The 13,460-nt window shown below is 74.2% G+C and carries 13 protein-coding genes; 5 read left to right on the top strand and 8 right to left on the bottom strand.

The features are described from left to right. The 3 genes from E1266_RS01980 to E1266_RS01990 form a co-directional block, all read left to right on the top strand. Window positions 1-467: ABC transporter permease (locus E1266_RS01980; protein ID WP_132043068.1), on the top strand; the 467-nt coding region annotated here is incomplete at its 5' end. Between the two features lie 31 nt (window positions 468-498). Beyond that, window positions 499-1,656 carry a sensor histidine kinase gene (locus E1266_RS01985; RefSeq protein ID WP_132043070.1) on the top strand — a complete coding sequence of 386 codons (1,158 nt, stop codon included), beginning with the start codon at window positions 499-501 and terminating at the stop codon, window positions 1,654-1,656. 6 nt (window positions 1,657-1,662) lie between these two features. Beyond that, complete coding sequence (locus E1266_RS01990; RefSeq protein ID WP_132043072.1) at window positions 1,663-2,289, top strand: response regulator transcription factor; 627 nt, start codon at window positions 1,663-1,665, stop codon at window positions 2,287-2,289. A gap of 111 nt (window positions 2,290-2,400) precedes the next feature. Here E1266_RS01990 and menD read toward each other — a convergent pair whose 3' ends face one another. The 3 genes from menD to E1266_RS02005 form a co-directional block, all read right to left on the bottom strand. Continuing rightward, the gene (menD, locus tag E1266_RS01995; RefSeq protein ID WP_207945370.1) at window positions 2,401-4,068 is read right to left on the bottom strand and encodes a 2-succinyl-5-enolpyruvyl-6-hydroxy-3-cyclohexene-1-carboxylic-acid synthase; all 1,668 of its coding nucleotides are present in this window, start codon (window positions 4,066-4,068) and stop codon (window positions 2,401-2,403) included. Beyond that, window positions 4,065-5,018: an o-succinylbenzoate synthase gene (locus tag E1266_RS02000; RefSeq protein WP_207945375.1), complete on the bottom strand. Its 954-nt coding sequence runs from the start codon at window positions 5,016-5,018 to the stop codon at window positions 4,065-4,067. The genes menD and E1266_RS02000 overlap by 4 nt, the downstream gene beginning before the upstream one ends. A 66-nt stretch (window positions 5,019-5,084) precedes the next feature. Continuing rightward, on the bottom strand, window positions 5,085-5,984 hold the full coding sequence (locus tag E1266_RS02005) for a 1,4-dihydroxy-2-naphthoyl-CoA synthase (RefSeq protein WP_132043205.1): 900 nt from the start codon (window positions 5,982-5,984) through the stop codon (window positions 5,085-5,087). A 120-nt stretch (window positions 5,985-6,104) separates the two neighbouring features. Here E1266_RS02005 and E1266_RS02010 point away from each other — a divergent pair, with 120 nt between their 5' ends. Both E1266_RS02010 and E1266_RS02015 read left to right on the top strand, forming a co-directional pair. Further along, complete coding sequence (locus E1266_RS02010; RefSeq protein WP_132043076.1) at window positions 6,105-7,274, top strand: AMP-binding protein; 1,170 nt, start codon at window positions 6,105-6,107, stop codon at window positions 7,272-7,274. A gap of 242 nt (window positions 7,275-7,516) precedes the next feature. Continuing rightward, entirely contained in the window at window positions 7,517-8,920 is a 1,404-nt protein-coding gene (locus tag E1266_RS02015; protein WP_132043078.1) for an RNA polymerase sigma factor, read from the top strand. Window positions 8,921-9,013: 93 nt separating this feature from the next. Here the strand turns inward: E1266_RS02015 and E1266_RS02020 are convergent, their stop codons facing one another. The 5 genes from E1266_RS02020 to nirD form a co-directional block, all read right to left on the bottom strand. Next, the gene (locus E1266_RS02020; protein WP_132043080.1) at window positions 9,014-9,916 is read right to left on the bottom strand and encodes an ABC transporter permease; all 903 of its coding nucleotides are present in this window, start codon (window positions 9,914-9,916) and stop codon (window positions 9,014-9,016) included. A 2-nt stretch (window positions 9,917-9,918) separates the two neighbouring features. Further along, window positions 9,919-10,902, bottom strand: a complete 984-nt coding sequence (locus E1266_RS02025) for an ATP-binding cassette domain-containing protein (RefSeq protein WP_132043082.1) — start codon at window positions 10,900-10,902, stop codon at window positions 9,919-9,921. A gap of 66 nt (window positions 10,903-10,968) precedes the next feature. Then, window positions 10,969-11,769 (bottom strand): CbiX/SirB N-terminal domain-containing protein, encoded by an 801-nt coding sequence (locus E1266_RS02030; protein WP_243718180.1) that lies wholly within the window; start codon window positions 11,767-11,769, stop codon window positions 10,969-10,971. Further along, the gene (locus E1266_RS02035; RefSeq protein ID WP_132043084.1) at window positions 11,762-12,976 is read right to left on the bottom strand and encodes a uroporphyrinogen-III synthase; all 1,215 of its coding nucleotides are present in this window, start codon (window positions 12,974-12,976) and stop codon (window positions 11,762-11,764) included. The genes E1266_RS02030 and E1266_RS02035 overlap by 8 nt, the downstream gene beginning before the upstream one ends. Further along, window positions 12,960-13,364, bottom strand: coding sequence for a nitrite reductase small subunit NirD (gene nirD, locus E1266_RS02040; protein ID WP_132043086.1), 405 nt, complete (start codon window positions 13,362-13,364; stop codon window positions 12,960-12,962). Before nirD ends, E1266_RS02035 begins: the two co-directional genes overlap by 17 nt. Window positions 13,365-13,460: the final 96 nt, after the last annotated feature.

The following is a 13,460-nucleotide window of genomic DNA, read 5'->3' on the forward strand; positions in this document are numbered from 1 at the left end:
CCACCACTCCCGTACGGCCCGCCTCGCTGCTGGCGGCGCAGATCGTCCTGCACTTCGCGGCCTCCCTGGTGTCGGCGCTGCTGGCGGTCACCGTCGGCCGGGTCGCGTTCGACGTGGCGCTGCCCGGCCACGTTCCCGGCTACCTCCTCGCCCTCCTGCTCGGCGCCCTCAGCGCCCTCGCACTCGGCTCCGCGATCACCGCGATCACCCCCACCGCCAAGGCCACCAACGTCGCCGGCACGATCGTCTTCTTCCCGACGATGTTCCTCGCCGGCGTCTGGGTCCCCGTCCAGGCCATGCCCGAACTCCTCCAGCACATCGTCGGATACTTCCCGTTCGGCGCCGCCGCCCAGGCGCTCGACCAGGCCGCCCAAGGCGGCTGGCCCGCATGGAGCGACCTCGGCGTCCCCGCCGCCTGGACCGCCCTCCTCATCGCCGCCGCCGTCCGCTGGTTCCGCTGGGAATAGGACGCACACAGGAATAGGACACACTGCATCCATGGCGACCATCCAGGAGCAGTGGGAACGGTTCTACCGCTGGGGACCCTTCGGCCTGCTGGCCCTCGGCACCTTCCTGGCCCTGCTCATCCGGGAACTCGTCATGACGCCCGCGCAGGAGCGGGCCGCCGCGACCCTCCTCATCACCGCCCTCGCCCTCCAGACCCTCCACCTCACCGAGAAGATCCCCGGCCACGTCTACTACTGGACCCGCACCGGCCTGGCCTTCACCCTCTCCTGGCTCAACCCCTTCTTCTGCATCTACGCCGTCATCGGCTACTTCGACGCCCAGCACTACCTCACCCGCCGCTGGGCCATGGCCGGACTGCTCATCACGGCGGTCACCATGGCCGGCGCCCAGGCAGGCGGCCTCCCACCCGACGACCCCACCGAGGCCGCAGCCCTCGGCGGCCTCTTCGCCCTCAACTGCGGGCTCATCCTCATCTTCGGCCGCATGGCCGAACGAGAGGAGAAGCAGAGCCTCGTCCAAGCCGAGACCATCGACGAGCTCGAACGCACCAACGCCCGCCTCGAACAGGCCCTCGCCGAGAACGCCGGCCTCCAGGCCCAGCTCCTCGTCCAAGCGCGGGAGGCCGGCATCAGCGACGAACGCCGCCGCCTCGCCGCCGAGATCCACGACACCATCGCCCAAGGCCTCACCGGCATCATCACCCAGCTCCAGGCCGCCGAGGACAGCGAACACGTCCGCCGCGCCACGGCCCTCGCCCGCGAGAGCCTCCGCGAAGCCCGCCGCTCCGTCCAGGACCTCGCCCCCACCCACCTGGAGCACGACATGCTCCCCGAAGCCCTCAAGAAGATCACCGACGGCAGGGCCCACCTCACCGTCACCGGAACCGCCGAGCCCCTCCACGGCGAACTCGAAGCCACCCTCCTGCGCATCGCCCAGGAGGCCGTCACCAACGCCGAACGCCACGCCCGCGCCGACCGCATCGGCGTGACCCTGTCCTACATGGACGACGAGGTCACCCTGGACATCCGCGACGACGGACGCGGCTTCACCCGGCCCTCCTCCGGCTTCGGCCTCACCGCCATGCGCGAACGCGCCGAACGCGTCGCCGGCACCCTGGAGATCGAATCCGAACCCGGCCGCGGCACCGCCGTCTCCGCCCGCGTACCGCTGATCCGCCAGTACCGTTGACGCGCCATGCCTGACATCACCCTGCTGATCGTCGACGACCACCCCGTCGTCCGGGACGGCCTCCGCGGCATGTTCTCCGCCGCCGGAGGCTTCGAGGTCCTCGGCGAGGCCGCGGACGGCCGCCAAGCCGTAGCCCTCGCGGAGGAACTGCGCCCCGACGTCGTCCTCATGGACCTCCGCATGCCCGGCGGAGACGGCGTCGAGGCCATCACCGAGATCAGCCGCCGGGGCCTCCCCTGCCGGGTCCTCGTCCTCACCACCTACGACACCGACACCGACACGATCCCCGCGATCGAGGCCGGCGCCACCGGCTACCTCCTCAAGGACGCGCCCCGCGACGACCTGTTCGACGCCGTCCGCGCCGCCGCGCAGGGCCGCTCCGTCCTGTCACCGGCCATCGCGTCGCGGCTCGTCTCCCGCGTACGCGAACCCCGCAGCAGCAACCTGAGCACCCGGGAACTGGAGGTGCTGCGCCTGGTCGCCCGCGGTACGAGCAACCGCGAGATCGCCCGCGAACTGTTCATCAGCGAGGCCACCGTCAAGACCCACCTCACCCACATCTACGCCAAGCTCGACGTCAGCGACCGAGCCGCCGCAGTGGCCACGGCCTACGACAGACACCTGCTTCCGTAAGTTGCTGTTCTTGGTTTGTAGATGATGTGAGGGAGACACACCGCCCGGCGCCTTTACGTTGTAAATTGAAAGCTAAATCAAGGAGAGGAGCCCGGCGCGGGCCGGGCCCGGTCAGGACAGGACGGTGCGGACGGCGGCCTGGGCGGCCTTGCGCATCTCCGCGTGCAGCACCGCGTTCGCCTCCCGCTCGGTGCGGGCCTCCACGATCCGCAGCCCCTCCCCCACCAGCGCCTTCGGCACGTCCGCCGCGGCCTCCAGCCGCCGGTACGGCACGCCGTGCGCGGCGGCCAGCGACTCCAGATCCACCTCGTGGGGCGTGCCGAAGACCCGCTCGAACGGATCCGCCAGCGCCGCCTGCGGCAGCAGTGAGAAGATCCCGCCCCCGCGGTTGTTCACCACGATGATCGTCAGATCCGGCCGGCGGTCCCGCGGGCCGAGGATCAGCCCGTTCTGGTCGTGCAGGAACGCCAGGTCGCCCAGCAGCGCGAACGCGCGGCCGCTGTGCGCCAGCGCCGCGCCCATCGCCGTCGACACCAGGCCGTCGATCCCGCTCGCGCCCCGGTTCGCCATGATTCGGATGCCGCGCCGCGGCCGCATCACCTGGTCCAGGTCGCGGATCGGCATGCTCGCGGCCGCCAGCAGCAGCGACCCGCCCGGCAGCGCCGCCACCAGGTCGCGCGCCAGCCGCGGCTCGCTCACCTCCGGCACCGCGTCCAGCACCTCGTCGACCGCCGCCGCCGCGGCCCGGTCCGCGTCGCGCCACGACCGCAGCCATGCGTCGTCGCCCGACACCACCGGGATCTCCACCTCCGGCGCCACCTGCGTCGCCGACCGCACCGGATCGGGCCAGTGCGCCAGGTCCGGCGCCAGGACGATGTGCTCCTCCGCGCGGCGCAGCAGCGACAGCAGCGGACGCGACAGGCCCGGCTTGCCCAGCGTCACCACCACCTCCGGACGGTGCCGCTCCACGAACTCCGGCACGCCCAGCAGGAAATGGTGCGCCGTCAGCGCGTGATCGCCGTAGCGGGCGTTGCCCTGCGGCTCGGCCAGCACGGGCCAGCCCGCCATCGACGCCGCCGCCACGTACCGCTTGACGTTGGACGCTCCGTCCCCCACCACCAGCACGCCCCGCCGCGTCGGCGGCACGTGCAGCACCGACCCCGGCGTCGCCGGCCGCACCTTCGTCCACGCGCCCGTCGCGTCGCCGTCGAGCGGCTCGCACCACGACTCGTCGCCGTCGGGGATCAGCGGCTCCCGGAACGCCGCGTTCAGATGCACCGGACCCGGCGACGGCGCCTGCGCCAGCCCCCACGCCCGGCTCACCAGCGACCGCCAGTACGCCACCATCCCGGGACGGTTCTCCGGCACCCCGATCTCGGTGGACCACCGCGCCGCCGTCCCGTACAGCTTCACCTGGTCGACCGTCTGGTTCGCGCCGGTGTCGCGCAGCTCCGGCGGGCGGTCCGCCGTGATGACGATCAGCGGCACCCCCGACTCGTGGGCCTCGATCACCGCGGGGTGGAAGTTCGCCGCCGCCGTCCCCGACGTGCACACCAGCGCCACCGGCCGCCCCGACCGCTTGGCGATGCCGAGCCCGAGGAACGACGCCGACCGCTCGTCGATCCGCACGTGCAGCCGGACCCGCCCCGCCTCCGCGGCGGCGTGCAGCGCCAGCGCCAGCGGCGCCGACCGCGACCCCGGCGCCACCACCGCGTCGGTCATCCCGCAGCGCTGCAGCTCGTCCACCAGGACGGTCGCCAGCGCGGTCGCCGGGTTCACGGCGCCGCCCCGATCACCTCGGGGCCGCCCAGGTGCTGCTGCGCCCCCGCGACCCGGCCGCGCCACCGCGCGTCGCCGGGCACCTCCCAGCGGCGCAGCGCCTCCTCGTCCACCGCGGGGCGCCGCACCGCGATCTCGCCCGCCACCGGCGCCAGCGGATCACCGGCGACGTCGCCCTTCAGCAGCGACAGGGTCCCCAGGCCGCACGCGAACGGCAGCTCCGGCAGCGCCGCGGCCAGCGCCACGCCCGCCGCCAGCCCCACCGACGTCTCCACCGCGCTGGACACCACCACCGGCAGCCCGCACGCCTCGGCGACCCGCAGCGCCGCCGCGACCCCGCCCAGCGGCTGCACCTTCAGCACCGCCACGTCCGCGGCGCCCGCCGCCCGCACCTTCAGCGGGTCCTCGGCGCGGCGGATCGACTCGTCCGCGGCGATCGGCACGTCCACCCGCCGCCGCACCAGCGCCAGCTCCTCCAGCGTCGCGCAGGGCTGCTCGACGTACTCCAGCTCCCACCGGTCCAGCGTGCGGATCATCCGGGCCGCGTGGTCGACGTCCCAGCCGCCGTTGACGTCCACCCGCACCTGCCCGTCCGGGCCGATCGCGTCGCGGACGGCCTCCACCCGCGCGAGGTCGTCGGCGTCGGACTGGCCGCGCTCGGCGACCTTGACCTTCGCGGTGCGGCAGCCGGACTCCTTCGTCATCGCGTACGCCCGCTCCGGGCCGACGGCCGGGATCGTCACGTTCACCGGGACGGTGTCGCGGACGGGCGCCGGCCAGCCGTCATGGGCGGCCTCCCGGGCGGCGGCGAGCCAGCGGGCGCACTCCGCAGGGCCGTACTCGGGGAACGGCGAGAACTCACCCCATCCGGCGGGGCCGCGGACCAGGACGCCCTCCCGCCGTGTGAGACCGCGGAACCGCGTCCGCATCGGGATGGAGAAGACCCGCACCCGCACGACCCCCTGACCTGCGCCACCGAATCACGGTATTCCGGATCACACCGCGCGTTCGGACATTTAGTAGTACCACGGGTAGCGCGACCAGTCGGGATCGCGCTTCTCCAGGAAGGAGTCCCGGCCCTCGGCGGCCTCGTCGGTCCCGTACGCCAGCCGCGTCGCCTCCCCGGCGAACACCTGCTGCCCCACCAGCCCGTCGTCGATCAGGTTGAAGGCGTACTTCAGCATCCGCTGCGCCGTCGGGCTCTTGCCGTTGACCTTGCGCGCCCACTCCAGCGCCGTCGCCTCCAGCTCGGCGTGCGGGACGACGGCGTTGACCATGCCCATCCGGTGCGCCGCCTCGGCGTCGTAGGCGTCGCCCAGGAAGAAGATCTCGCGGGCGAACTTCTGCCCGACCTGCCGCGCCAGGTACGCCGATCCGAAACCGCCGTCGAAGCTCGCCACGTCCGCGTCGGTCTGCTTGAACCGCGCGTGCTCCCGGCTCGCGATGGTGAGATCGCACACCACGTGCAGGCTGTGCCCGCCGCCCGCGGCCCAGCCGGGCACCACGCAGATGACGACCTTGCCCATGAACCGGATCAGCCGCTGGACCTCCAGGATGTGCAGCCGCCCCGCCCGCGCCGGGTCGATCGTCTCCGAGGTCTCCCCCTCGGCGTACCGGTAGCCGTCCTTGCCGCGGATCCGCTGGTCGCCGCCCGAGCAGAACGACCGGACGCCGTCCTTCGGCGACGGCCCGTTGCCCGTCAGCAGCACGCAGCCGACGTCGCTCGACATCCGCGCGTGGTCCAGCGCCCGGTACAGCTCGTCCACCGTGTGGGGACGGAACGCGTTGCGCACCTCGGGGCGGTTGAACGCCACCCGGACCGTGCCCTGGTCCAAGGCCCGGTGGTAGGTGATGTCGGTGAAACCGAACCCCTCGACCTCTTTCCACGCGTCCGCGTCGAACAGCTCCGAGACCATTTCCTCCACGTCTTCCTCTCCCCTGGGGGCGACCGCGCCGGCAGGTCCGCGGCCCGCGGTCCCATTCAACCCGCCCGGGATTCGAACGCGTTCAGCGGGGTCGTCTACCCTGATGAGATCATGGATCGCCCGCTGCACGCCGCCGTTCTGCCATCCGGGCCCCGCCTGCTGCGCGCCCTCGCGGACGCCCTCGACGGCGGCCCGGCGATCTGCCCGCTCTCCCCCGGCCTGCCGGCGCCCGCGCTGCGCGGCCTCCTGGACGCCCTGGCCCCCGACGCGGTCGAGACGCCGGACGGGCTCGTCCCGCACACCCCCCGCGGCGGCACCGTGCCCGTCGCGGACGGCACCGCCGTGCTGATCGCCACGTCCGGCTCCACGGGCGCGCCCAAGTTCGTCGAGCTGGCGGGCGACGCGCTGCGGCACTCCGCCGCCGGCACCCTGGCCCGCATCGGGGCCGCGCCCGGCGACCGGTGGCTGTGCTGCGTCCCCACCAGCCACATCTCCGGCGTCCAGGTCCTCGTCCGCTCCCTCGTCGCCGGGAGCGACCCCGTCATCGCGCCGCGCTTCGACCCCGCCGACGTGGCCCGGGCGGCCGGCGCCCACGTCTCGCTGGTGCCGACCCAGCTGCGCCGGCTGCTGGACGCCGGGACCGACCTGTCGCGCACCGGCGCGATCGTCCTCGGCGGCGCCGCCGCCGCGCCCGGGCTGCTCGCCGAGGCCCGCGCCCGCGGCGCCCGGGTCTTCACCACCTACGGGATGAGCGAGACCAGCGGGGGCTGCGTCTACGACGGGACCCCGCTGCCCGGGATGCGCGTCGCGGTCGGGGACGACGGGCGGATCCGCCTGGCGGGCCCGTCGCTGTTCACCGGCTACCGGCTCCGGCCCGCCGACACCGCCGCCGCCATGGACGGTGAATGGTTCGTCACCAGCGACCTCGGAGCCCTGGAGGACGGCCGGCTCCGCGTCCGCGGCCGGGTCGACGACGTGATCAACACCGGCGGGGAGAAGGTCGTTGCGGGCGAGGTCGCCGCGGCGCTGTCCCGCCATCCGGCGGTCCGCGACGTCGTGGTGGTCGGGCGTCCCGACCCCGAATGGGGCGAGCGCGTCACCGCCGTCGTGGTCCCCTCCCTCGGCGCGGCCGCTCCGCCCGCCCTGCGGGAGCTGCGGGCCCTCGTCCGCGAGACGCTGCCCGCGTACGCGGCGCCCCACGAGCTGGAGCTGGTAGAGGCCATTCCGCTGCTGCCGTCTGGGAAGCCCGACCGCGCGCGCCTCGTTACCTCTATATCCTGATATCACACCGGCCCCGGGCCTTTACGTAGTAAGGTCCGTCCGGTAGGGCACCGGGCGGTGTGAACGCCCGTATGCGGGTATCACGGCGTCTTGGATCGCTCCCCCGCGATCCCCCGCGGAGCGCCGCTCCCCAGGGCGCCGGGAACAAGAACCCGGCCGTGCGACGTTCCGTTAAGTGCGTGCGCCACCAGGTATCGACAATCCGCGCCGCACTCACACACCGAAGGGAGAGGGGTGTCCCCATGCCGCGAAGCGCCGTCGAGACCCCGCTCACGGAGTCGGCGGGCCCCGCGCTCGACGACCTCCTCAAGCGTGGCCGCGCCCAAGGGCGCCTCTCGCTCGACGAAGTGAGGGGGGCCTTCGAGACCGCCGGCATCAGCCCGGCGCAGGGGCGCTCCATCCTGCGCGAGCTGTCCGAGGCCGGCATCAACCTCGCCGGCGAGTCCGACGCCGTCCGCAAGATGGCCGCGGCCGCCGACCACGACGGAGGAGACACCGCTCAGGCGGCAACCGGCCCCGCGAAGTCCGGCCCCGTGAAGTCCGGCGCCGCCAAGTCCGGTCCAGCCAAGTCCGGCGGTGTGAAATCCGCCACGGCGCCGTCCGCCAAGCGCGCCTCCCGCAAGACGGCCGGCGGACACGCGGCCGGGAGCACCGCCCGCGCCGCCGCCGACGAGGGATTCGAGGTCACCGAGGTGGAGGCCGCCGAGCCCGAGGCCGCCGACCTGGACGACCAGTCGACCACGATGGGCGACTCGGTCCACACCTACCTCAAGGCCATCGGGCGCCGCCAGCTGCTCACCGCCGAGCAGGAGGTCGACCTCGCCAAGCGCATCGAGGCCGGCCTGTACGCCGAGCACAAGCTGGAGACCGGGGACCACTCCCCCGCCATGCGCGCCGACCTGGAATGGGTCGCCGCGGACGGCCGGCGCGCCAAGGCGCACATGCTGGAGGCCAACCTCCGGCTCGTGGTGTCGGTCGCCAAGAAGTACTCCGACCGCGGCCTGTCCCTGCTGGACGTCGTCCAGGAGGGCAACCTCGGCCTGATCCGCGCGGTCGAGAAGTTCGACTACTCCAAGGGCTACAAGTTCTCCACGTACGCGATGTGGTGGATCCGGCAGGCCATCCAGCGCGGCTTCGCCGACTCGGCCCGCACCATCCGGCTGCCCGTCCACGTGCTGGAGATGCTGAGCAAGCTCAGCCGCGTCGAGCGCGACATGCACCAGCGGCTCGGCCGCGAGCCCACCCCGGAGGAGCTGGCCACCGAGCTGGACAAGAGCCCCGAGCAGATCCGCGAGCTGCTGCGCACCAGCCGCCAGCCGATCAGCCTGGACTCCACCATCGGCGAGGACGGCGAGACCCGCATCGGCGACCTCATCGAGGACACCGACAGCCCCGAGGCGTCCGAGCTGGTCGACCGGCAGCTGATGGCCGACCAGCTGCGCCGGACGCTGGACATCCTGTCCCCCCGCGAGGCCAAGATCATGGCGATGCGGTTCGGGCTGTACGACGGGACGCCCCGCACGCTCGACGAGATCGGCAAGGCCCTCGGGCTGACCCGCGAGCGCATCCGCCAGCTGGAGAAGGAGTCGCTGTCGAAGCTGCGGCACCCCAGCAACGCCCGCCCCCTGCTGGACTTCGCCGTCTGACCCCCGCGCGGCCCGCACGATCGGAGGGCCCGTCGAACCGGATCCGGTTCGACGGGCCCTCCGCCGTTTCCGGGCACCGCCCCGCGGGCCGGGTCAGTCCGTGTGGCGGAACTGCAGGATCGCCACCCCGAGCAGCCCGGCGCCGATGCCCGCGACGAGGACGAGCTCCAGCCAGACCGGGACGAGCCACCCGTTCCACGTCACCCCCGAGCTGAAGGTCCGCTGCAGCTCGGGTGACAGGTCCAGGCGGGAGAACACCGCGCGGCGCATCGGGTCCACGGCGTAGGTGAGCGGGTTCAGCTTGGTGAGGATGCTCAGCCACGTCGGCAGGCCGTTCAGCGGGTACAGGGCGCCCGACAGGAACATCATCGGCAGCATCGCCATCTGCATCAGCGCGAAGAACGACTGCATCTGCGTGATCCGCGCCGCCATCATCACGCCGAAGCCGGTCAGCGCGAACGCCCCGAGGAACATCATCCCCATCAGCTGGGCCAGCAGCACCGGGTCGTAGGGGACCCCGGCGAGGCCCGCCAGCGCCACGATCACCGCGCCCTGCATCGTCGCGACGAGCGCGCCGCCGATGCACTTGCCGATGACGATGGAGCTGCGGCTCACCGGCGCGACGAGCATCTCGCGCAGGAACCCGAACTCGCGGTCCCACACGATCGACCCGGCCGAGAACATCGCGGTGAACATCACCGACATCGCGCACACGCCGGGGAAGATGAACGTGCGCAGGTCGACGCCGCCGCCCGCTCCCCCGGTGGCCATCAGGTTGGACAGGCCGGTGCCCATGACCAGCAGCCACAGCACCGGCTGCACCAGCCCGGAGACCATCCGCAGCTTGTCGCGCCAGAACCGCAGCAGCTCCCGGTGCAGGACGATCTTCACGGCGCGCAGGTCCTGCCGCAGGCCGGGCTCCGGCACCCGGACGCGGACGATGCCCGCGACCGGAGCGGCCCGCCCGCCGGGGCCCGCGGCGGAGGAACCCGGCACGGTCACCTCCTCATCGCGCGCATCGTCAGGCGGTTGCGGTCGCCCGCCCCCGCCTCGGCGTCGCGGATCGTGGTGCCGGTGAAGGACATGAACACGTCGTCCAGCGACGGGCGTGACACGTTCACCGACCGGATCGGCACGCCCAGCTCCGCGAACAGCCGCGGGACGAACGCCTCACCCGCCGCCACCGAGAACGTCACGGCGCCCTCGGACACCACGGCCGCCAGGCCGAACCGCTCCTCGAGCGCGGCGATCGCGGCGTCGTCGTCGGAGGTCCGGATGCGCACCCGGTCCTCGCCGATGCCGGCCTTGAGCGACTCGGGGGTGTCCAGCGCGACGATCGTCCCCGAGTCCATGATCGCGATCCGCTCGCAGAACTCGGCCTCGTCCATGTAGTGGGTCGTCATGAAGATCGTGATCTCTTCGGCGTCCTTGAGCTGGCGGATGTAGTCCCAGATCGACGCGCGGGTCTGCGGGTCCAGGCCGACGGTCGGCTCGTCCAGGAACAGCACGCGCGGGGAGTGCAGGAGCCCCCGGGCGATCTCCAGGCGCCGCTTCATGCCGCCGGAGTAGGTCTGCACCAGGTCGCCGCGCCGGTCCCACAGCCCGACCATCTCCAGCACCTGCCGCATCCGCTCGCCCACGGCCTGCCGCGGCACCCCGTACAGCTCGGCGTGGAAGCGCAGGTTCTGCTCGCCCGACAGGTAGCCGTCGAGGGTGGTGTCCTGGAACACCAGGCCGATGTTGCGGCGGACGGCGTCGCGCTCGCGGACCACGTCGTGCCCGGCCACCAGCGCGCGGCCGCCGCTGGGCCGCAGCAGCGTGCAGAGCATGTTGATCGTGGTGGACTTGCCCGCGCCGTTCGGGCCGAGGAAACCGAAGACCTCCCCCGGGCGCACGGTGAACTCGATACCGCGCACGGCCTCCACGTCGCCGAACCTCTTGCTCAGGCCGTCGACCTCGACGGCGGGTTCCCCGTCCGGCATGGGCCTCCCCTCCAGTTGGAGCATACGCCCCATTCTCCGGCATTCCGGGGGAGGGTCAGGGCACCGTCACGACACCGCGGCGGCGGCCGCCAGCCGCGCGCGGGCCTCGTCGTAGCGGCGCAGGACGAGGCGGGCCGCGGCCGGGTGCGCGCCGATCGGCGGGGTGACCGCGTCGGCGCCGCAGGCCGCGATCCGGTCGTGGAAGCGGCCGGGGGCCAGCAGGTAGGACGCGACGGCGACGCGTTCGGCGCCGGCGCGGCGCAGCCCGGCCACGACCTCGTCCAGCGGCGGCCCGCCCGCGGCGACGAAACCGTGCGGGACGCGGCGGCGCAGCCGACGTGCGAGCAGCCGCGCCGCCGCTCGCACGTCGGCGATGCCCGCCGGGTCGGCGGACCCCGCCGCGCCGAGGACCACGGTGTCCGTCCGGCGCAGCGGGAGCATGGGGTACGGCGCCGCCCCGGCCGCCGGGGCGGCGCCGGGCGGGCCGGTGAGCGGGCCGGTGAGGAGGTCGGCGAGCGCGCCGGCGAGCAGGGCGTCCGGGCCGAGCGGGCGGGCGGTCACCGCTCCCGGCAGCAGCCGCCCCGCCCGTTCCGGGACGTCGATCAGCGCGTGGTAGCCGCGCGCCAGCAGCAGCGGCACCACGACCACCGGGCCGCCGCGCAGCCCGGCCGCCGCGTCCTCCAGCGACGGCGCGGACAGCTCGCCGTAGGACTCGGCGACCCGCAGGCCCGGCCGCAGCGCGCGGACCAGGGCGAGCAGGTCCCGGACGGCGGCGGGCCCGGCCGGGTCCCGGGTGCCGTGCGCGACGGCCAGCAGCGCGGGCGCCGGCGGCCCGGGGATCGGCGGGCGGGCGGTGCGGTCAGCCACCGGCGCCCGCCGCGAGCCGGTCCGCCATGCGCGGGTCGCACGCCAGCCGGTAGCCGCGCTTGACGACGGTCTCCACGATCCCGGGGCGTCCCAGGCCGCGCCGCAGCCGCGCCACGGCCATCTCCACCGCGTGCTCGTCGGCCTGCGGCCGGGCCTCGCGCAGGCGCTCCCGCGTCCACCCGTCCCTGGCCGCCGAGCCGCCGGGGACGAGCCGTCCCGGCAGCACACCGCACAGCTCGGCCCGCGACACCACGTGCCCGGGACGCCGCGCGAGCGCCCGCAGGATCGCCATCGGCGCGGGCGCGATCGGCCGGAGCTGCCCGTCCAGCACGACGGCGTGCCCGCGCAGCTCCAGCGAGAACCCGCGCACCGACAGCCGCCGCGACCGGCGGCGCGGCAGCTCCGACACCAGGGTCCGCACGAGCGCGCCGAGCCTGGCCCGCTCCGGCTGGACGGTCGGGACGCCGCGCCCGGTGAGCGCCCGCCCCGTCACGGGACCGACGCACGCCGCCACCACCTGGGAGCGCATGGCGTCCAGCAGCGGCTCCTCCAGCCCGTCCTCCGCGGCGACGGCGAGCGTCGCGGCCACCGCGGCGGCGCTGGTGAACGTGACCGCGTCGACCGTGCCCGCCACGGCCTGCCCGACGAGCCGGCGCAGCGGCGTGGGGTCCTCGGTCCGCGACCACCGGTACACCGGGATCTCGATGACCTCGGCGCCCGCGGCGCGCAGCGCCCCGGTCAGCTCCGGCTCCCGGTCCCCGTACAGCTGCACGGCGATCCGCGCGCCGGCCAGGTCCTCGCGCAGCAGGTGCCGGATCACCTCGGCGCACTCCTCCGACTCCGGCGACCAGCTCTCCCGCAGGCCCGCCGAGCGGATCGCGCCGCGCGCCTTGGGGCCGCGCGCCACGATCCCCGTCTCGGCCAGCCGGGCGGTGACGGCGTCGCGCATCCCCCACCCGTCGGCGGCCTCCAGCCAGGCGCGGAAACCGATCCCGGTGGTGACGACGACGTGGTCCAGGGGACCTTCGGCGCAGGCCCGGGTGGCCTCCAGCAGCTCGGCGTCGTCGGCGAGCGGGACGAGGCGGATGGCGGGGGCGAGCACGACCCGGGCGCCGCGCCGTTCCAGGAGCGTGGCGAGCTCCTCGTGGCGGCGGGCCGCGGTCACGCCGACGGCGAACCCGGCCAGCGGCTCATTGCCGGTGCTCATCGGGGAGCGCCACCTCCACCCGGTCGCCCGCGCGGCGGACCGGGAAGGCCGGGACGGCCACCCTCGGATCGTCCAGGCACGCCCCGGTCCGCAGGTCGAACACCTGCTTGTACATGGGGGACGCGACGGTCGGCGCGCCGTCGCGGGTGCCGAGGATCCCCCGCGACAGCACGTGGGCGCCGCTGAAGGGGTCCAGGTTCGACAGCGCGTACACGGCGCCGTCGAAGGTGCGGAAGACCGCCACCTGCGTCCCGTCGACCATCGCGCACGCGCCTCGCTCGGGAGTCAGCTCGGCGTAGGAGCAGATGTCGGACCAGCGGAGCCCGGGCCCGGCCGCGGGCCGGGCGGCCGTGCCCCTCGTGATCGTCGCTTCGGGTGTCGTGGTCATCGCGCGGCAACCTCCTGGCGGGTCCTGGTCGCCGGCGCCCCGCGGCTCGGCCCGGCGGCGGTACCGAGTGTCGTGGCCAGTGGGTTCCGTCGCGCG

This window comes from Actinomadura sp. 7K534 (assembly GCF_004348575.1).
GTDB lineage: Bacteria > Actinomycetota > Actinomycetes > Streptosporangiales > Streptosporangiaceae > Spirillospora > Spirillospora livida.